This is a genomic window from Streptomyces microflavus, assembly GCF_014650075.1.
In the GTDB taxonomy this organism is placed as follows: Bacteria; Actinomycetota; Actinomycetes; order Streptomycetales; family Streptomycetaceae; genus Streptomyces; species Streptomyces microflavus.
The window spans coordinates 133,245-151,262 of sequence record NZ_BMUG01000017.1 but is presented as its reverse complement, the minus strand read 5'-3'; the positions used below and the strand labels follow the sequence as shown (position 1 = coordinate 151,262).

Here is an 18,018-nt window from a genome sequence, read left to right as displayed (position 1 = left end):
TCCGTTTCCGGTCCGAATTCGATTTCCGGTGGCCTGTGGAGTGGCCTTGCCTTTCGGCGTGTTCACTACGTTAGCCCATTCCCTTGGCAGCTCATAATCGAGCCTGTCGAGCGAATTACGGGCATGCCGAATTCGCACCCGCCAGGGTGAGTCGTAGGTAGTGGTTTGGCCTCTTCGGGTTGCTCGGTCCGATCCGATGGACCGTGCCGACAGCTGTACCCGTGTCAAGTGGCTCGGACTACATTAGGCGTCCGCCCAGGGCCCGTCAAGTCGCTCATGGCCCGTCACCTCGCCCGGCGACGGCGGGGAGCATGGGCGCGGTACGGGCTCACCGTGGGGTCGTTCTCGATCCAGAAGCGCCACGGCTGGTGTGCCCCGTCACCGCCGACTCCCGTGCGGGGGCCGCTGCGTACCTGGTCACGCGGGGGCGGGGTGCCGTGGAGCACGGACAGTGCGGGCGTGGGGCCGGCGAAGAGGTCGCTGCCGTTCAGCGTGCGGTCCACGTCGAGGGCGGTGGCGAGGCGGGCCGGGCCTTTGGCCAGTTCCTTGTCATTGCGGGCCGAGACCCGTCGTACGCGGGCCAGGCCCGCGCCCACATTGATCTCGCCGGCCCGGAGCAGCACTCCGCTCGCATGGTCCTCCGGGCCGCACACCAGGTTGAGGCAGTGCCACATCCCGTAGGTGAAGTAGACGTACGTATGACCGGGCGGGCCGAACATCACGCTGTTGCGGGCCGTGCGGCCCCGGAATGCGTGCGAGCCGGGGTCGACCTCGCCGGCGTACGCCTCCACCTCGGTGAGACGTACCTCGATCGTGCCCTCGTCGCTGTGGCGGACGAGCGTGCGGCCCAGGAGGTCGGGGGCGACGTCCAGGACGGAGCGGTCGAAGAAGTCACGGGTGAGCGGTGTGCGGTCGGAGCCCTTGGTCATGACGTCCGAGGGTACTGGGAGGGCGAGCGCGGGAACCGGCTACGGTCATGGCGCGTATCTAGGGGTCAGGACCAAGAAGGAGTGAACATGGGCTTCAAGCGGCTGCTCGCGAGCATGGGTGCCGGTGGTGCCTCGGTGGAGACCGAGCTCACCGAGGTGAACGTCGTCCCCGGTGGGGTCGTCCAGGGCGAGGTGCGGATCCAGGGCGGATCGGTGGCCCAGCAGATCGAGGGGCTCTCCGTCGGTCTGCAGGCACGGGTCGAGGTCGAGAGCGGTGACCAGGAGACCAAGCAGAACATCGAGTTCGCCAAGGTGCGGCTCGGCGGTGCCTTCGAGGTGCAGGCGGGGGCGGTGCACGTGGTGCCGTTCGGGCTGGAGATCCCCTGGGAGACGCCGGTCACGATGTTCGCCGGCCAGCACCTGCGCGGGATGGACATCGGGGTGACCACCGAGCTGGAGATCGCCCGCGCGCTGGACTCCGGTGACCTGGACCCGATCAATGTGCACCCGCTGCCGGCCCAGCAGGCCATCCTGGACGCCTTCGGGCAACTGGGCTTCCGCTTCCGCAGTGCGGACATGGAGCGCGGTCACATTCGCGGCTCGCGTCAGCGGCTGCCCTTCTACCAGGAGATCGAGTTCGTACCGCCGCAGCAGTACCGCGGGCTTCACCAGGTCGAGCTGACGTTCGTCGCGGACGACCGTGAGATGGACGTGATCCTGGAGATGGACAAGAAGCCGGGGCTGTTCAGCGAGGGCAGTGACTCGTACCGCGCGTTCAAGGTCGGCCTTGAGGACTTCCACCAGACCGACTGGGCGGCCTATCTCAACCAGTGGCTGGCCCAGGTCGGCGGACAGCGCAACTGGCTCTAGAGCCCTAAGGTCGGATGGGGTCGGGCGGGGTGAACCCGCCCGGGACCTGTCGGCGGGTGGCCGGTGTGCCGCTCGCAGCAGACCAGCACCGATCAGGAGAGGTAACGAGACGTGACCGAGCCGAAGAGGGCCCCGCTGCCGCACGACTTCCATCCGGAGGTCCAGGCGTTCACCGTGACGAGCAAGGATCTCGCGCCGGGTGCCGTGCTGGGTGAGGCCCAGGTGCTTGCGTCCGGGAACACTTCGCCGCACCTGCGGTGGGAGGGTTTCCCGGCGGAGGCCAAGAGCTTCGCCGTGACGTGCTTCGACCCGGACGCCCCGACGGGGAGCGGGTTCTGGCACTGGGTGGTCTTCGACATCCCGGTCTCCGTGACCGAGCTGCCGGCCGGCGCGGGCAGCGGTGCGTTCGAGGGGCTGCCCGCCGGGGCCGTCCAGGCCCGTAACGACTACGGGTCGAAGGAGTTCGGCGGGGCCGCGCCGCCCGCCGGGGAGAACCACCGCTATGTGTTCACCGTGTACGCGGTGGACACCGAGAAGCTCGGGATCGACAGCGACTCCTCGCCCGCGGTGGTCGGGTTCAACCTCCGGTTCCACACGCTGGGACGGGCTCAGCTGATCGGTGAGTACGAGGCTCCCGCCGCCGATTAGTTCGCCTGTTGTTTGCCCTGCTCTGGTCTTGGAGAGATCAGAGCAGGGCATTTTTTATTGCGTTGTCCATCGCGGCCTGCCCAGCCAGAGTTGATCCGGGCCTGCCAGGGGGCGGGCGGCACACGGGAGGTGGGCAGGATGCGTGACACGCTGGTTCTCAACGCGAGCTTCGAGCCGCTGTCGACAGTGACGCTCAACCGTGCGGTGGTCCTGATCCTGACGGACAAGGCCGTCGTCGAGCAGTCGCATCCCGAGCTCCGTATGCGCGGTGCCGCCGTGGACATTCCGGTGCCCCGGGTCATCAGGCTCTGCCGGTACGTACGGGTGCCGTTCCGAAGACAGGCGCCGTGGTCCAGAAGGGGCGTGCTGATCCGGGACCAGCACCGGTGTGCGTACTGCGGGCGGCGGGCGTCCACCGTCGACCACGTGGTGCCTCGGGCCCAGGGGGGTCAGGACACCTGGCTGAACACGGTGGCCTCCTGTGCCGAGGACAACCACCGCAAGGCGGCCCGGACGCCGGAGCAGGCGGGGATGCCGTTGCTGAAGCAGCCGTTCGTGCCCTCCCCCGCCGAGGCGATGCTGCTGGCGATGGGGGCCGGTGACCGGTCGGCGCTGCCGGAGTGGCTGGACCGGGCCGCTGCGGCGTAGAACGGTGGCGTAGTCGTCGTACGCCTCGTGCTGTATCCGTGGGCCCGTCCCTCCGAGGGGGCGGGCCCACGTGTGTCAGCGGAGCAGCAGTTGGACGATGGCCGCAGTGCCGACGACGACGATCAGGGCGCGCAGGAGGGTGGGGCTGAGGCGACGGCCGACCTTGGCTCCTATCTGGCCGCCGATGGCCGAGCCGACCGCGATCAGGACGACCGCCGTCCAGTCGAAGTCCGCGACGAAGAGGAAGAACAGCGCGGCGATGCTGTTGACCACGGCGGCCAGGACGTTCTTCACCGCGTTGAGGCGCTGGATCGTGTCGTCGACCAGCATGCCCATCAGGGAGAGGTAGATGATCCCCTGGGCGGCGGTGAAGTAGCCCCCGTAGATGCTGGCGAGCGTCAGGCCGGTGAACAGGAGCGGGCCGCCGTCGGGGCGGGCCGGGGTGCCGGTGCGCTCGCGGCGGCGCTGGACGGCTTTGCTGATGCGTGGTTGCAGGATCACCAGGACGAGGGCCAGGGCGACCAGGACCGGGACGATCGTCTCGAACGCCGTGGAGGGCAGGGCGAGCAGGAGGGTGGCTCCGGTGAGGCCGCCGATGGCCGCTCCGACGCTCAGTCTGAGGATGCGGCGGCGTTGGCCGGCGAGCTCCTTGCGGTAGCCGATGGCTCCGCTGATGGAGCCGGGGATGAGGCCGAGCGCGTTGGAAACCGTGGCGGTGACCGGCGGGAGGCCGGTGGCGAGCAGGACGGGGAAGGTGATCAGGGTGCCCGAGCCGACGATCGTGTTGATCGTGCCCGCACCGACTCCCGCCGCGAAGACGGCGAGTATTTCCCAGATGGACAAGGCCATCTCCTTCGATGGTCAGTGATGCCTCCCCGCCATGAAGGTCGAGGGGCCTCACTGATCATGCACGAAGGGGGTGGGGGTCAGTGGACCGGGGGTTCTTCGCGGCGTTCGACGGCGGCGCCACGGGGGTTGACCACGCCGGGACCGCCTTCGTTGCCGCCGTTGCCCCCATTTCCAGCGTTGCCTCCGTTACCTCCGTTACCGCCGTTGCCGCCGGTGTTGAAGCCGGGCGCTCCGCCGCCGAGGTTGCCGAAGGCTCCGCTGAGGCCCTTGAGGGCGTCGCCGATCTCGCTGGGCACGATCCAGAGCTTGTTGGCGTCGCCCTCGGCGATCTTCGGGAGCATCTGGAGGTACTGGTACGAGAGCAGCTTCTGGTCCGGGTCTCCGGCGTGGATGGCCTCGAATACCGTGCGGACGGCCTGGGCCTCACCCTCGGCCCTGAGGGCCGCCGCCTTCGACTCGCCCTCGGCGCGCAGGATCGCGGACTGCTTCTCACCTTCGGCGGTGAGGATCTGGGACTGCCGGATGCCCTCGGCGGTGAGGATCGCGGCGCGCTTGTCGCGGTCGGCGCGCATCTGCTTCTCCATCGAGTCCTGGATGGAGGTGGGCGGTTCGATCGCCTTGAGCTCGACACGGTTGACGCGGATGCCCCACTTGCCGGTCGCCTCGTCGAGGACACCGCGCAGGGCCGCGTTGATCTCCTCGCGGGAGGTGAGGGTGCGCTCCAGGTCCATGCCACCGATGATGTTGCGGAGGGTGGTGACGGTGAGCTGCTCGATCGCCTGGATGTAGCTGGCGACCTCGTAGGTCGCGGCCCGGGCGTCGGTCACCTGGTAGTAGATGACGGTGTCGATGTTGACGACCAGGTTGTCCTGGGTGATCACCGGCTGCGGGGGGAAGGGCACGACCTGTTCGCGGAGGTCGATCCGGTTGCGGATCGAGTCGATGAACGGGACGACGATGTTCAGGCCCGCGTTCAGGGTGCGCGTGTAGCGGCCGAAGCGCTCCACGATGGCGGCGCTGGCCTGCGGGATGACCTGGATCGTCTTGATCAGGGCGATGAAGACGAGCACCACCAGAATGATCAGGACGATGATGATCGGTTGCATCGTGTCTCTCGTGCCCTTCGGTTGCCGACAAATCTCATGATGATCGACATGATCGACTTCGAGTCTCGCAGAACTGGACCCGCCTCGTGCACGGTTCGCTCACATGACGACGGCCGTCGCTCCGTCGATGTCCACGACATCGACCTGCCGGCCGGGCTCGAAGACCTGGTCCTCGTCCAGCGAGCGCGCCGACCAGACCTCGCCGGCGAGCTTGATGCGGCCGCCGCCGTCGGCGCTCACCCGTTCCAGGACGACCGCCTGACGGCCCTTCAGGGCGTCGATACCGCTGGCGTGCCCGGTCTGTCCGGCCCGGTGTCTGGCGGCGATCGGGCGGACGACGACGAGCAACGCCACCGACACCCCGACGAAGACCAGCACCTGGGCCACGATGCCGCCGCCGAGCGCGGCGACGACCGATGCGGCCAGCGCCCCGACGGCGAACATTCCCAACTCGGGCATCGCGGTCAGGACGAGGGGAATGCCCAGCCCCGCCGCGACGATCAGCCACCACACCCATGCGTCGATGTCCACATGGTCATCGTAGGACTGTCGGTGCGTCACCGACAGGGCGCAGGGGTGGTCAACTGCGCTGATTACCCGGCGGATTGCGCCAAACCGGCCGCCGGGGCGGGTGCGGGCGGGCGTCCGGTCAGGAGAGCGGCAGGCCGTGGGCGGTGTAGCGGTCGCCGGTGTGCTCGACGATCAGCGGCAGGCCGAAGCAGAGCGAGAGGTTACGGGAGCTGAGCTCGGTCTCCATGGGGCCGGCCGCGAGGATCTTGCCCTGCCGGATCATCAGGACGTGGGTGAAGCCGGGCGCGATCTCCTCGACATGGTGGGTGACCATGATCATGGAGGGGGCGTACGGGTCGCGGGCGAGCCGGCCCAGGCGGCGGACCAGGTCCTCGCGGCCGCCGAGGTCGAGCCCGGCCGCGGGCTCGTCGAGGAGCAGCAGTTCGGGGTCGGTCATCATCGCGCGGGCGATCAGGGTGCGCTTGCGCTCTCCTTCGGAGAGCGTGCCGAACTTGCGGTCCAGGTACTCGGTCATGCCGAGGCGGTCCAGGAAGGCGCGGGCGCGCTCCTCGTCGACGGCCTCGTAGTTCTCGTGCCAGGTGGCGGTCATGCCGTACGCGGCCGTCAGCACCGTCTGCAGGACGGTCTGCCGCTTGGGCAGCTTGTCGGCCATCGCCACGCCCGCCATGCCGATCCGGGGGCGGAGCTCGAAGACGTCGGTGCCGACGCCGCCCAGCTGCTCGCCGAGGATGGTGGCCGTTCCCCTGCTCGGGAAGAGGTAGCTGGACGCGAGGTTGAGGAGCGTCGTCTTGCCGGCGCCGTTGGGGCCCAGGATGACCCAGCGCTCCCCCTCCTTGACCGACCAGGAGACGTCGTCCACCAGAGCGCGTCCGTCGCGGACCACGGATACGTCCACCAGCTCCAGTACATCGCTCATGAGCGCGTTGTCTCCCCATGCAGTCTCGTCGAGATCGTCGCGTGCCTGTGGGCACAGTCCCAGGGAAAACCTACGCCACCGTGCGAGTGCTCCGGCCGTGAGGTCCGTTCCCTAGGCTGTCTCCATGCTTGTGGAACCACGTTCAGGGTTGTTGGCCGCCTGGGGGAACGCGCTTCTGGCGGGACTTGTCTCGCCGGACGACGCGGCTCTCGCGATTGTCGGGGAGGATGCGCTGCACCGCGTCGAGGGGCTGCCGGGTGAGGCGGGGCCGGTCGGGCTCACGCTGGCGCTCGGTCGGCTGCGGGGGCTGGGGGCGACCGGTTTCCGGGTCGCGCTGCCGGTGCCGGGGCATCCGCTGGGGCTGAGCGGTCCGCCCGACTTCAACGCGCGGGCGCTGGAGGCCGAGGAGGCGGTGGTGGCATCGGGGGTGCCGTACGGGCTGGTCCCGGAGGTGAGCGAAGTCGGTCCTGAGGGGGATCTGCACGTCGAGGTGGTGTGGCGGGTGCTGCCGGTGCGGGAGGCGCCGCCGGCGGACGTGCCGTCGCTGAGCGAGGCGGAGCGGGAGCTGGCGGAGGCGTTGCGGGATGCGACGGCGGTGCTGTCCCGGCTGGACGTGGCCGGTTCCGGTCCGGTGGCGGAGGCGGCGGTGGACGCGTACCGGGCGCGGGCGGAGGGGGGCAGCGGGCGCGAGGTGCTGGCGCCCGGGTATCCGCCGCGGGCGGTGCGGGTGCTGGAGCTGGCGCAGCGGGTGGGGCTGCTGGTCTCGGTGGCGTACGGATCCGGGCACGGGGGTGCGGTGAGCGCGTCGGAGATCGCGGCGCGGGGGGCCGCGTTGCGGCCGGTGGAGCGGGTGGCTCGGCGGGCTCAGGTGGCGGCCTACAACGCGTATGTGGAGGGCGGGGAGGTTCGGCGGTAGGCCCGCGGGCCTTTGTCCTCAGGCGCCGGACGGGCTGAGGTGGGGTGCCCCTGGGCCGGGGGCCTGTTCCGGTGCGAGGGCCCCTTCGCGAGGGGTCCGTCCTCAAACGCCGGACGGGCTGGGGGTGGGCGGGCGGGCGGGCTGGGAGAGGGTGAGTCCGGGTGTGGGCTGGGTACGGGAAAAGCCGGACGGGCCCGGGGAACGTGGGGCCGTCCGGCTTTGGGGCCTGGTGTCAGTGGTTCAGGCCGAGGTTCCCGAAGGCCGGGTTGAGCAGGCCGATCACGTTGACCGTGTTGCCGACCGCGTTCACCGGGACGTGGACCGGGACCTGGACCAGGTTGCCGCTGGCGACGCCCGGGGAGTGGGTGGCCACGCCGTGGGCGTCGGCGCCGCTGTGGCCGGTCGCGGAGGCCGCGCCGGCACCGGCGGCGATGATCCCGCCGGCGATCATGGTGACGGCGGCGGCCTTCTTCAGGTTCTTCACTTCAGGTTCCTCCTAGAGAGGCTGCGGCAAGCCGCCGCAGCATGTCCTGGAGAACGCCGTACGGCCCGGAAGGATGCGCCGTTCGGGTGACATACACCCGACAGTATGAATCTCAGCCCGGGTCAGCCCGCGGCCCCGTTCCGTACCGCCCACAGCGCGGCCTGGGTGCGGTCCGCCAGATCGAGCTTCATCAGGATGTTCGACACATGGGTCTTGACCGTCTTCTCGGAGAGGACGAGGGCGCGGGCGATCTCCCGGTTGGACCGGCCGTCGGCGATGAGGCCGAGCACCTCGCGCTCGCGTTCGGTCAGGGTGCTCCCCCGGCCCGTACCGCTGCCCGCGTCGTCCTGGGCGAGGAGCGCCCCGGCGACCTCCGGCTGGAGCAGGACGTGTCCGGCGTGGACCGAGCGGATGGCGCCGGCCAGGGCGTCCGGGTCGACGTCCTTGTAGACGTAACCGGAGGCTCCGGCGCGCAGGGCGGGGACCACCGTGCGCTGTTCGGTGAAGCTGGTGACGATGAGGACCTTGGCCGGGTTGTCCAGCTGGCTGAGCCTGCGCAGCGCCTCGATGCCGTCGGTGCCGGGCATCTTGATGTCCATGAGGACGACGTCGGGCCGGAGCTCCTCGGTACGGGCCACGCCCTCCGCGCCGTCGGAGGCCTCGCCGACCACTTCTATGTCGTCCTGGATCTCCAGGAAGGTGCGCAGTCCGCGGCGGACCACCTGGTGGTCGTCGACCAGCAGCACCCTGATGATCTTGTCAGCCACCGGGGACCTCCATCTCGATCGTGGCGCCCTTTCCGGGCTCCGAAACAACGGTGAGTCGGCCGCCGACGCTCTTGGCCCGGTGGCGCATGGAGACGAGCCCCAGGTGGCGGCCCGCGCGCCGGACGGCGGTGGGGTCGAACCCGGTGCCGTCGTCGGTGATGCGCAGGACGGTCGCGGCCGCGCGGCGGGTCAGGGTGACGTCCACGCGCTCAGCGCCGGAGTGGCGCAGGGCGTTGTGCAGGGCCTCCTGGGCGACCCGGAGCAGCGCCTCCTCCTGGGCGGCGGGCAGGGCGCGTACCCCGCTGCTCGCGAAGGTGACCGCGGCCGCGTGGGCCCGGTCCAGGACCTGGATCTGGGTACGGAGGGTGGCGATCAGGCCGTCCTCATCGAGGGCGGCCGGGCGCAGCTCCACGACGGCCGCCCGCAGCTCGTCGACCGCTTCGGCGGCTAGGGCGGCGACCTGCTGGAGCTCCCCCTTGGCGCGGGCCGGGTCGCGGTCGACGAGGGCGGCGGCGGCCTGGGCGGTGAGCCGGAGGGAGAAGAGCTTCTGGCTGACCGCGTCGTGCAGCTCGTGGGCGAGGCGGGAGCGTTCCTCGGCGATGGTCAGCTCGCGGCTGCGCTCGTAGAGCCGGGCGTTGGTGAGGGCGATCGCGGCGTGCTGGGCGAGGATCGAGAGCAGTTCCTCGTCCTCCGCGGTGAAGCCGCAGCCGCCGTCGGGCTTGGGGCACTGCTTGTTGGCGAGGAAGAGGGCGCCGATGATCTCGTCGCCGTCCGTGATGGGCAGGCCGAGGAAGTCGGACATGTCGGGGTGGGCGTCGGGCCACCCCCCGAAGCGGGGGTCCTTGCGGACGTCGGCGAGCCGCTCGGGCTTCGCCTGGTGCAGCATCGCGGCGAGGATGCCGTGCTGGCGGGGCAGCGGGCCGATCGCCTTCCACTGTTCGTCGCTGACGCCGTCGACCACGAACTGGGCGAAGCCGCCGTGGTCGTCCGGGACGCCGAGGGCCGCGTACTGGGCGTCGAGCAGTTCACGGGCGGAGGCGACGATCGTCTTGAGGACGTCTCCTACTTCGAGGTGCCGGCTCATGGCGAGCAGCGCGGCACTCACCGCGGCGAGAGCCGACGGTGGGCGATGACTCATGGGATCACCGTACCGGCGGGGGTGCGGCGGCCGTATCGGGCCGAGGACGGCGGCCGGCGGGCCGTGGACCTAGGCCGGTCGCGGCCCCTGGCCGGTCGCAGGTCCTAGGACCGCCCCGGTCCTAGGACGAAGTGCCGGGTGCGGGTGCGGCTCCTGGGCGAGGCGCGGGGCGAGGGCGGCTTCCTACGTTGGAGTCGCCGGGGCCGCCCCGGTTCCGCGTCGCCGGGTTCGCCCGGTGGGCGCCGATGTTCCGCGTCGCCGGGATCCGGTGGGCGCCGATGGTGCGAGGAGACGGTCACGATGCCGGTCGCGTTGATCACGGGTGGTTCGAAGGGGCTGGGGCGCGCTCTGGCCGAGGCCCTGGCCCGGCAGGGGTGGGATCTGGTGCTGGACGCCCGGACCTCCGGGGTGCTGGAGGCGACGGTGAAGGAGGTGCGGGAGCGGTACGGGACGCGGGTGGTGGCCGTGCCGGGGGATGTCACGGACGCGGCGCACCGGGCGGAGCTGGTCGCGGCCGCCGGGGAGCTGGGCGGGCTCGATCTGCTGGTGAGCAATGCGAGCGTGCTGGGCGCCGAGCCGCTGGTCCGGCTGGAGGCGCAGCCGCTGGAGGGGTTGCGGCAGGCGCTGGAGACCAATGTGGTGGCCGCGCTCGGCCTCGTACAGGAGGCGTTGCCGCTGCTGCGGGCGTCGGCTGCGGGGGCGGTGGTGACGGTCAGCTCGGACGCGGCGGCGGAGCCGTACGGGACGTGGGGCGGTTACGGGGCGTCGAAGGCGGCGCTGGACCAGCTGGCGGCGGTGCTGGGTGTGGAGGAGCCCGGGCTGCGGGTGTGGGCGGTCGATCCGGGGGACATGGACACGGACCTGTACGAGGCCGCGGTGCCCAATGACGGCGGGGAGACGCGGCCCTCGCCCGCGAGCGTGGTGCCCGCGTTCCTGCGGCTGGTGCGGGAGCGGCCGGTCAGCGGGCGGTTCGCCGCTCCGGCGCTGCTGGAGGGGCCGGTGGCGGCGGACGGGGGTGCGCGATGAGAGCGGTGGGGGCGGCGAGGGGGGACGGGGGTGGCGCCCCTTCGGCCGGGGCCGGGGATTCGCTCCTGGAGGGGTTGCGGGTGCCCGCGGAGCTCTCGGCCCGGGTGCCGGCCGAGCAGCGGGGGGCGGGGCGGGACGACGTACGGCTGCTGGTGACCCGGGGGGCGGCCGTCTCGCACCACGCCTTCCGGGAGCTGACCGGGCAGCTGCGGGCCGGGGACGTGCTGGTGGTGAACACGTCGGCGACGCTGCCGGCGGCGGTGAACGGGCGGGTGGGCGGCGAGCGGGTCGTCGTGCACTTCTCGACGCGGGGTGAGGACGGGCGGTGGGCGGTGGAGCTGCGGGCGCCCGGTGCTTCGGGGGCCGGCGTGCCGCGTCCGGGCGGGCCGGCCGGTTGCGTGGTGCGGCTGCCGGGCGGGCGGGAGCTGGTGCTGGAGGAGCCGCTGGGGGGTGGTTTGTCGGCCGGGCCGGATCAGGGGGCGGTGCCGGGGACGGCGAGCCCGGCAGGACCGGCAGGCAGCCCCCTCGCACCCGCGGCGGGGGCGCGGCTGTGGTGGGCGCGGGTGCCGGAGCGGGTGCCGGAGCTGTTGCGGCGGTACGGGCGGCCGATCCGGTACGCGTACACGGAACGGGACCAGCCGCTCTCCGCGTATCAGACGGTGTTCGCGGTCCGGGCGCCGGACGGGAGCGGTTCGGCGGAGATGCCGAGTGCGGCCCGGCCCTTCACGGCCGCCCTGGTGGCGGAGCTGGTGAGCCGCGGGGTGCAGTTCGCCCCGCTGTCGCTGGATACGGGGGTGGCGTCGGCGGAGGCGCACGAGCCCCCGTACCCGGAGCGGTTCGCGGTGCCGTCCACGACGGCGTGGCTGGTGAACGCGGCACGGGCGGCGGGCGGCCGGGTGGTCGCGGTCGGCACTACGGCGGTGCGGGCGCTGGAGTCGGCGGCGGACGCGGACGGCGTGGTGCGTCCCGCGGCGGGCTGGACGGATCTGGTGGTGACGCCGCGGCGGGGCGTGCGGGTGGTGGACGGGCTGCTGACCGGGCTGCACGAGCCGGAGGCCTCGCACCTGCTGATGCTGGAGGCGGTCGCGGGGCGGGAGGCGCTGCGCCGTGGGTACGAGGCGGCGCTGGAGCGGCGCTACCTCTGGCACGAGTTCGGGGACGTCCACCTCATCCTGCCGGATGAGGAACGTAACACTCCGGATTGCTCCAGCAACTAATGGTGAGCCTGTTACCTCGCCGATGTGAGCCCAGGCATAGGACGCACGTCACTTACGAACGTACCTAGTGGACCCAAAAGGACGATTTGGGTGGGCATGAGCAGGGTTTATTTCGGACGAACGGGACCCTGTTCCACTATCTAGCTTCGTACGTCACACCTTTGCCACACGATTTTGCTGCCGCTAAGAATTGCTCTCGTCCCCGACGGAGGTGCGCATCGCCGCCTCCGGTCTCGTCCTCCGTGAGGACACCTGAGCATTCGAAGAGGTAGCCCTACATGTCTGCGACTCGCATTCCCAGCCGTGTCCGTCGTCTGAACAAGGTCCAGAAGATCTCCGTGGCCGGTGTGTCGGCCCTGGCCGTCGCCTCCCTGACCTTCTCGCTCGTCCCGTCGAAGGGCGAGGCCGAGGTCGCCCCGCAGGCAGCGGGCGCTGCCGCACCCGTGGCGTTCACCAACGCAGCAGGCTCCGCGCAGGCCAAGACCGTGCAGGACAGCCTCATCGAGCAGCACTCCACCGCCGAGAAGCTGGTGAAGGCCGCCGACGCCGCGAAGGCGAAGGCCGCCGCCGAGGCCAAGGCGAAGGCGGCGAAGGCCAAGGCCGCCGCCGACGCGAAGGACAAGGCCGAGAAGGCCGCCAAGGCCAAGGCCGACGCGAAGAAGCGCGGCTCCGAGGCCGCCAACCGCTCCACCGCGCGCAAGCCCGTCTACGCCAACAACCTGGACGGCTGGATCCGCGAGGCGATGTCGATCATGAAGAAGGAAGGCATCCCCGGTTCCTACAGCGGCATCCACCGCAACATCATCCGGGAGTCCAGCGGCAACCGCTGGGCGATCAACAACTGGGACATCAACGCCCGGAACGGCATCCCCTCCAAGGGCCTTCTCCAGGTGATCCAGCCGACCTTCGACCGGTACCACGTCAAGGGCACCAAGAAGGACCTGTACGACCCCGTCGCCAACATCGTCGCCGCCTGCAACTACGCGGCCGACCGCTACGGCTCGATGGACAACGTCAACAGCGCGTACTGAGCCGGGCCGCACAGCCGAGCCAGGCCGCACACGCCGGAGGCCGGCACCCCAGGTGGGGTGCCGACCTCCGGCGTCGTTCCGTACGGCCCTACTTGCGCATGACCTCGGGCTCGTGGCGGCGCAGCAGCCGGGCGACCGCGAAGGCGCAGCCGAGGCCGATCACCAGCAGCACGAAGATGTTGATCCCCCACTGGGTCGCCGTGGCCTCCCAGAGCGGGTCCAGGTCGGTCGGGTTCTTCGGGTCCCACGGCGGCATCAGGTTGGCCAGGTCCAGCGTGGTGCCGGCCGCGGCCACGCCCCAGCGGGACGGCATCAGCCAGGTGAGCTGCTCCAGGCCGGGCGTCCCGTACACCTGGAAGAGGACTCCGGTGAAGACCAGCTGGACGATCGCGAACATGACCAGCAGCGGCATGGTCATCTCGGACGTCTTGACCAGCGCGGAGATCATCAGGCCGAACATCATCGAGGTGAACCCGAGGGCCACGATGGAGATGCAGATCTCGACGGCCGGAGGCATGAAGAGCCCCTCGGCCGGCAGGTCACGGGCGGCGAAGCAGATGCCGCAGAGGATGACGCCCTGGAAGGCCGTGATCACGCCGAGCACGATGACCTTGGACACCAGATAGGCCGAGCGGGAGAGGCCGGTGGCCCGTTCCCGTTCGTAGATGACGCGTTCCTTGATCAGTTCTCGTACGGAGCTGGCCGACCCGGCCAGGCAGATGCCGACCGCGAGGATCAGCAGGATCATTCCGGCCTTCCCGTTGAACTGGGTCGGCGGGGTGGGCGGGGCCAGTCCGAAGTCCGCCGGAATGACCGCGGCCAGCACACCGATCACCGCGGGCAGCGCCACCATCAGGCCGAGGAAGGCCTTGTCGGAGGCGATGACGGAGGTGTACCTGCGCACCAGGGTCCACAGCTGCGTACCCCAGCTCTGCGGCTTCGGGGGCCGCATCTGCTGGGGCGGCGGCATGTGGACGGACTGCGCGGCGACGGCGTCGATGTCGGCGGCGTACAGCTGGTAGTGCTGCGAACCGCGCCAGCGGCCCGCCCAGTCGTAGTCGCGGTAGTTCTCGAAGGCGGAGAAGACATCGGCCCAGGAGCCGTAGCCGAAGAAGTTCAGCGCCTCCTCCGGCGGGCCGAAGTAGGCGACGGCACCGCCGGGGGCCATCACGAGCAGCTTGTCGCAGATGGCCAGCTCGGCCACGGAGTGGGTGACGACGAGCACGGTGCGGCCGTCGTCGGCGAGGCCGCGCAGCAGCTGCATGACGTCACGGTCCATGCCCGGGTCGAGGCCGGAGGTCGGCTCGTCCAGGAAGATCAGCGACGGCTTGGTCAGCAGCTCCAGGGCGACCGAGACGCGCTTGCGCTGGCCGCCGGAGAGCGAGGTGATCTTCTTGTCCTTGTGGATGTCGAGCTTGAGCTCGGCGAGGACCTCGGTGATCCGGGCCTGGCGCTCGGCCTCGGTGGTGTCCGCGGGGAAGCGGAGCCTGGCCGCGTACTTGAGGGCCTTGGTGACGGTCAGTTCCTTGTGCAGGATGTCGTCCTGCGGGACGAGACCGATGCGCTGGCGCAGCTCGGCGAACTGCTTGTACAGGTTCCGGTTGTCGTAGAGGACGTCACCCTCGTTGGCGGGCCGGTAGCCGGTGAGCGCCTTGAGCAGGGTGGACTTTCCGGAGCCGGAGGGGCCGATGACCGCGACCAGCGACTTCTCCGGGACGCCGAAGGAGACGTCCTTGAGGATCTGCTTGCCGCCGTCGACCGTCACCGTGAGGTGGCGGGCGGAGAAGGAGACCTGACCGGTGTCGACGAACTCTTCGAGCCGGTCGCCGACCAGGCGGAACGTCGAGTGGCCGACGCCGACGATGTCGTTCGGGCCGATGAGCGCCGAGCCGGACTTCTGGAGCGGCAGACCGTTGACGTACGTGCCGTTGTGCGAGCCGAGGTCCCGGATCTCGAACCGGCCGTCGGGGGTCGCGTGGAACTCGGCGTGGTTACGGGAGACCTGGAGGTCGGAGACGACCAGCTCGTTCTCCAGCGCACGGCCGATGCGCATGACCCGGCCGAGCGCCAGCTGGTGGAACGTGGTCGGGCTGCGGTCGCCGTAGACCGACGGCGCCCCCGCGGCGCCGCCGTGGACCGGTCCGCCGCCGTGGGCCGGGGCGGGCGGCTGCGCCGGGCCCTGCTGGTGGGGAACCTGCTGGTACGGGGCCTGCTGCTGGGGCTCCGGCGCCTGCTGCTGCCACGCCTGCTGGGGCGGGGCCTGGTGCTGCGGGGCCTGGTGCTGGCCGTGGTGCACCGGCGGCTGGTGCTGGGCGGGTGCCTGCTGTCCGGGCCAGGAGGCGCCCGGCTGCGCATGCTGCTGCTGCGGTTGTTGTTGTTGCTGCTGCTGCTGCTGCTGCTGCACGGGAGCCTGGCCGGCGGCGGCGGTGAGATCCAGCCGCGGGCCGTCGGTGGCGTTGCCCAGGCGTACGCCGGTGCCGGGCCCGATCTCCGCCCGCTGGACCCGCTGCCCCTGCACATACGTGCCGTTGGTGGAGCCGTGGTCCTCGATGAACCAACTCCGGCCACTCCAGCTGATCGTGGCGTGCCGCCACGAGACTCTGGCGTCGTCGATCGTCAGGTCCCCCTGCGGGTCACGCCCCAGGGTGTACGGCCTGGACGGATCGAGCGTCCAGGTGCTGCCATTCAATTCCAGTACGAGTTCCGGCACTCCGCGCCCCACTTGTTGTCCCCCGATTTTCCCCCGTCGCAGGGAGTCTAGGGATGCTGAACATCGTGGGGAACTATTCCAGGAGCAGTCCCTTATCCGAAAGTCGGGCCGGTGAAGACGGGGCCCGAAGCGGAGAAGCGGTGCGATCCCGGAACAAAGGGGACAGCCGGCGGAAGCCCTGCGTCCTCCGTCCGGCACTCGGGACGGGCCGCCGGTCCCGGGCCCGGGACCGATACGGTGGGAACACCATGAGCGCATCTCAGCCACCTCAGCCTCCCTCCTCCCCCGAGCTCCCCGATTCCCCTCGGACCGGCGGCGAGCCCGCCCGGGACAGCGACGACTCCCCTTCTCTCGTGGACAACACACCCACCCTTCTCGTCAAGATCTTCGGCAAGGACCGCCCCGGTATCACCGCCGGGCTGTTCGACACCCTCGCCGCGTACTCCGTCGATGTCGTGGACATCGAGCAGGTCGTCACCCGGGGCCGCATCGTGCTGTGCGCCCTGGTCACCTCGCCCACCGCGGGCGGGACGACGGCGGGCGATCTGCGGGCCACCGTGCACAGCTGGGCCGACTCCCTGAAGCTGCAGGCCGAGATCATCTCGGGCACCGGTGACAACCGGCCCCGCGGTGACGGCCGTTCCCATGTGACCGTGCTGGGGCACCCGCTCACCGCGGAGTCGACCGCCGCCATAGCGGCCACGATCACCTCGACCGGCGGGAACATCGACCGTATCTTCCGGCTGGCGAAGTACCCGGTCACCGCCGTCGAGTTCGCGGTGTCGGGGACCGGGACCGAGGAGCTGCGCACCGCGCTGGCGACCGAGGCCGCGGAGATCGGCGTGGACGTCGCGGTGGTCTCGGCCGGGCTGAGCAGGCGGGCCCAGCGCCTGGTAGTCATGGACGTGGACTCCACGCTCATCCAGGACGAGGTGATCGAGCTCTTCGCGGCCCACGCGGGCTGTGAGGACGAGGTGGCCGAGGTCACCGAGCGGGCGATGCGCGGCGAGCTGGACTTCGAGCAGTCGCTGCACGCCCGGGTCGCCCTGCTGGCGGGGCTTGACGCCTCGGTGGTGGACAAGGTGCGCGCCGAGGTGCGGCTCACGCCGGGCGCCCGCACGCTGATCCGTACGCTGAAGCGCCTGGGGTACCAGGTGGGCGTCGTCTCGGGCGGTTTCACCCAGGTCACGGACGATCTGAAGGAACGTCTCGGCCTCGACTTCGCCTCCGCCAACACCCTGGAGGTGGTGGACGGCAAGTTCACCGGCCGGGTCGTCGGCGATGTGGTGGACCGGGCGGGCAAGGCCCGGCTGCTACGGAGCTTCGCCGAGCAGGCGGGGGTGCCGCTGGCGCAGACGGTCGCCATCGGGGACGGGGCGAACGACCTCGACATGCTGAACACTGCGGGGCTCGGGGTCGCCTTCAACGCCAAGCCCGTGGTCCGCGAGGCGGCGCACACCGCGGTGAACGTGCCGTTCCTGGACACCGTGCTCTATCTGCTCGGCATCACCCGTGAAGAGGTCGAGGCGGCGGACGGTCTCGTCGACTGACGTTCTCGGCAGCGCACGGAGCGACTGACGGTCTCGCCAGCGTACGGAGGCGACTGACGGTCTCGCCAGCGCACGGAAGAGGGCCCCGGCACGGGTGATGTGCCGGGGCCCTGCGCGTTCATGTGGTCGGCCGCACCCGGGCAGGGGCGAGGCGCACTCAGCCGTTCGGCGTCCAGTACTCGACGAGCCGGCCGGCCCCGTGCTCCACGCTCTTCCAGGAGCCGGGGAACTCCACCACGGCGTAGGACGCCGTCGGGAAGCCGTCCCGGGTCATCCGGGCCAGGGTGTCGCCCTCGGCCGAGCCGGAGAGGGCGTCGGCGGCTCCGTGCATCCCCGGGTTGTGGCCGATGACCAGGAGGTCGCGGACCTCGTCCGGGGTCTCGTTGAACAGGGCGATCAGTTCGCCGAGGGAGGCCTCGTACAGCCTCTCCTCATAGACGGTCCTGGGGCGGTGGGCGAACTCGTGGACCGCCAGCTTCCAGGTCTCCCGGGTCCTGACGGCACTGGAGCACAGGGCCAGATCGAAGTCGATGCCGGAGTCGGCGAGCCTGCGGCCGGCCACGGGCGCGTCCTTACGGCCGCGCTCGGCCAGGGGCCGCTCATGATCGGAGGACTGCGACCATTCCGCCTTGGCATGCCTGAGAAGGACGATCCTGCGAGGTGTCTCGACGCTCATACACCT

18 protein-coding genes are annotated in these 18,018 nt (G+C 70.7%); 8 read left to right on the top strand and 10 right to left on the bottom strand.

All coding sequences use genetic code 11. The features are described from left to right. Positions 1 to 284 precede the first annotated feature (284 nt). Entirely contained in the window at positions 285 to 929 is a 645-nt protein-coding gene (locus tag IE264_RS35375) for a DNA-3-methyladenine glycosylase (RefSeq protein ID WP_015607709.1), read from the bottom strand. A gap of 87 nt (positions 930 to 1,016) precedes the next feature. Between IE264_RS35375 and IE264_RS35370 the strand changes: the two genes are divergently transcribed. From IE264_RS35370 to IE264_RS35360, 3 genes are all read left to right on the top strand, one after another. Next, on the top strand, positions 1,017 to 1,799 hold the full coding sequence (locus tag IE264_RS35370; protein WP_031126388.1) for a sporulation protein: 783 nt from the start codon (positions 1,017 to 1,019) through the stop codon (positions 1,797 to 1,799). Positions 1,800 to 1,910: 111 nt separating this feature from the next. Next, the gene (locus IE264_RS35365) at positions 1,911 to 2,447 is read left to right on the top strand and encodes a YbhB/YbcL family Raf kinase inhibitor-like protein (protein WP_032761056.1); all 537 of its coding nucleotides are present in this window, start codon (positions 1,911 to 1,913) and stop codon (positions 2,445 to 2,447) included. Positions 2,448 to 2,585: 138 nt separating this feature from the next. Continuing rightward, positions 2,586 to 3,095 carry an HNH endonuclease gene (locus IE264_RS35360; protein ID WP_015607712.1) on the top strand — a complete coding sequence of 170 codons (510 nt, stop codon included), beginning with the start codon at positions 2,586 to 2,588 and terminating at the stop codon, positions 3,093 to 3,095. Between the two features lie 75 nt (positions 3,096 to 3,170). Here IE264_RS35360 and IE264_RS35355 read toward each other — a convergent pair whose 3' ends face one another. The 4 genes from IE264_RS35355 to IE264_RS35340 form a co-directional block, all read right to left on the bottom strand. Then, the gene (locus IE264_RS35355) at positions 3,171 to 3,944 is read right to left on the bottom strand and encodes a sulfite exporter TauE/SafE family protein (RefSeq protein ID WP_015607713.1); all 774 of its coding nucleotides are present in this window, start codon (positions 3,942 to 3,944) and stop codon (positions 3,171 to 3,173) included. Between the two features lie 77 nt (positions 3,945 to 4,021). After that, on the bottom strand, positions 4,022 to 5,050 hold the full coding sequence (locus IE264_RS35350) for an SPFH domain-containing protein (protein ID WP_032761055.1): 1,029 nt from the start codon (positions 5,048 to 5,050) through the stop codon (positions 4,022 to 4,024). Between the two features lie 99 nt (positions 5,051 to 5,149). Continuing rightward, entirely contained in the window at positions 5,150 to 5,581 is a 432-nt protein-coding gene (locus IE264_RS35345; RefSeq protein WP_018512269.1) for an NfeD family protein, read from the bottom strand. Between the two features lie 118 nt (positions 5,582 to 5,699). After that, positions 5,700 to 6,497 carry an ABC transporter ATP-binding protein gene (locus tag IE264_RS35340; protein WP_015607716.1) on the bottom strand — a complete coding sequence of 266 codons (798 nt, stop codon included), beginning with the start codon at positions 6,495 to 6,497 and terminating at the stop codon, positions 5,700 to 5,702. Between the two features lie 124 nt (positions 6,498 to 6,621). Here IE264_RS35340 and IE264_RS35335 point away from each other — a divergent pair, with 124 nt between their 5' ends. Next, a complete protein-coding gene (locus IE264_RS35335) occupies positions 6,622 to 7,413 on the top strand; it encodes an Rv1486c family protein (RefSeq protein WP_015607717.1) in 792 nt (263 codons plus the stop codon). A gap of 232 nt (positions 7,414 to 7,645) precedes the next feature. Here the strand turns inward: IE264_RS35335 and IE264_RS35330 are convergent, their stop codons facing one another. The 3 genes from IE264_RS35330 to IE264_RS35320 all read right to left on the bottom strand — a co-directional run bounded on the left by IE264_RS35330 (position 7,646) and on the right by IE264_RS35320 (position 9,802). Then, on the bottom strand, positions 7,646 to 7,897 hold the full coding sequence (locus tag IE264_RS35330) for a chaplin (protein ID WP_032756741.1): 252 nt from the start codon (positions 7,895 to 7,897) through the stop codon (positions 7,646 to 7,648). A 122-nt stretch (positions 7,898 to 8,019) separates the two neighbouring features. After that, complete coding sequence (locus tag IE264_RS35325) at positions 8,020 to 8,664, bottom strand: response regulator (protein ID WP_031125490.1); 645 nt, start codon at positions 8,662 to 8,664, stop codon at positions 8,020 to 8,022. Continuing rightward, on the bottom strand, positions 8,657 to 9,802 hold the full coding sequence (locus IE264_RS35320; protein ID WP_031125491.1) for a GAF domain-containing sensor histidine kinase: 1,146 nt from the start codon (positions 9,800 to 9,802) through the stop codon (positions 8,657 to 8,659). Before IE264_RS35320 ends, IE264_RS35325 begins: the two co-directional genes overlap by 8 nt. Positions 9,803 to 10,102: 300 nt before the next feature. Here IE264_RS35320 and IE264_RS35315 point away from each other — a divergent pair, with 300 nt between their 5' ends. From IE264_RS35315 to IE264_RS35305, 3 genes are all read left to right on the top strand, one after another. Next, complete coding sequence (locus IE264_RS35315; protein ID WP_015607721.1) at positions 10,103 to 10,828, top strand: SDR family NAD(P)-dependent oxidoreductase; 726 nt, start codon at positions 10,103 to 10,105, stop codon at positions 10,826 to 10,828. Next, positions 10,825 to 12,045 (top strand): S-adenosylmethionine:tRNA ribosyltransferase-isomerase, encoded by a 1,221-nt coding sequence (locus IE264_RS35310; protein WP_032756736.1) that lies wholly within the window; start codon positions 10,825 to 10,827, stop codon positions 12,043 to 12,045. Before IE264_RS35315 ends, IE264_RS35310 begins: the two co-directional genes overlap by 4 nt. 278 nt (positions 12,046 to 12,323) lie before the next feature. Further along, positions 12,324 to 13,076, top strand: coding sequence for a transglycosylase SLT domain-containing protein (locus tag IE264_RS35305; protein WP_015607723.1), 753 nt, complete (start codon positions 12,324 to 12,326; stop codon positions 13,074 to 13,076). 88 nt (positions 13,077 to 13,164) lie between these two features. On the opposite strand, the gene IE264_RS35300 is transcribed toward IE264_RS35305, so the two are convergent. Beyond that, positions 13,165 to 15,798, bottom strand: coding sequence for an FHA domain-containing protein (locus IE264_RS35300; RefSeq protein WP_190167870.1), 2,634 nt, complete (start codon positions 15,796 to 15,798; stop codon positions 13,165 to 13,167). 236 nt (positions 15,799 to 16,034) lie between these two features. Here IE264_RS35300 and serB point away from each other — a divergent pair, with 236 nt between their 5' ends. Next, positions 16,035 to 17,336 (top strand): phosphoserine phosphatase SerB, encoded by a 1,302-nt coding sequence (serB, locus tag IE264_RS35295; protein WP_032756734.1) that lies wholly within the window; start codon positions 16,035 to 16,037, stop codon positions 17,334 to 17,336. Positions 17,337 to 17,493: 157 nt separating this feature from the next. Here the strand turns inward: serB and IE264_RS35290 are convergent, their stop codons facing one another. Next, positions 17,494 to 18,012, bottom strand: a complete 519-nt coding sequence (locus IE264_RS35290) for a SixA phosphatase family protein (protein ID WP_015607726.1) — start codon at positions 18,010 to 18,012, stop codon at positions 17,494 to 17,496. Between the last annotated feature and the right edge of the window lie 6 nt (positions 18,013 to 18,018).

What these genes read in the sequence shown, in the direction of transcription:
- IE264_RS35350 (WP_032761055.1), bottom strand. Translation starts at nt 5,050, where the DNA reads ATGCAACCGATCATCATCGTCCTGATCATTCTGGTGGTGCTCGTCTTC.
- IE264_RS35310 (WP_032756736.1), top strand. Translation starts at nt 10,825, where the DNA reads ATGAGAGCGGTGGGGGCGGCGAGGGGGGACGGGGGTGGCGCCCCTTCG.
- IE264_RS35335 (WP_015607717.1), top strand. Translation starts at nt 6,622, where the DNA reads ATGCTTGTGGAACCACGTTCAGGGTTGTTGGCCGCCTGGGGGAACGCG.
- IE264_RS35305 (WP_015607723.1), top strand. Translation starts at nt 12,324, where the DNA reads ATGTCTGCGACTCGCATTCCCAGCCGTGTCCGTCGTCTGAACAAGGTC.
- IE264_RS35290 (WP_015607726.1), bottom strand. Translation starts at nt 18,012, where the DNA reads ATGAGCGTCGAGACACCTCGCAGGATCGTCCTTCTCAGGCATGCCAAG.
- IE264_RS35375 (WP_015607709.1), bottom strand. Translation starts at nt 929, where the DNA reads ATGACCAAGGGCTCCGACCGCACACCGCTCACCCGTGACTTCTTCGAC.
- IE264_RS35315 (WP_015607721.1), top strand. Translation starts at nt 10,103, where the DNA reads ATGCCGGTCGCGTTGATCACGGGTGGTTCGAAGGGGCTGGGGCGCGCT.
- IE264_RS35370 (WP_031126388.1), top strand. Translation starts at nt 1,017, where the DNA reads ATGGGCTTCAAGCGGCTGCTCGCGAGCATGGGTGCCGGTGGTGCCTCG.
- IE264_RS35360 (WP_015607712.1), top strand. Translation starts at nt 2,586, where the DNA reads ATGCGTGACACGCTGGTTCTCAACGCGAGCTTCGAGCCGCTGTCGACA.
- IE264_RS35355 (WP_015607713.1), bottom strand. Translation starts at nt 3,944, where the DNA reads ATGGCCTTGTCCATCTGGGAAATACTCGCCGTCTTCGCGGCGGGAGTC.
- IE264_RS35340 (WP_015607716.1), bottom strand. Translation starts at nt 6,497, where the DNA reads ATGAGCGATGTACTGGAGCTGGTGGACGTATCCGTGGTCCGCGACGGA.
- serB (WP_032756734.1), top strand. Translation starts at nt 16,035, where the DNA reads ATGAGCGCATCTCAGCCACCTCAGCCTCCCTCCTCCCCCGAGCTCCCC.
- IE264_RS35320 (WP_031125491.1), bottom strand. Translation starts at nt 9,802, where the DNA reads ATGAGTCATCGCCCACCGTCGGCTCTCGCCGCGGTGAGTGCCGCGCTG.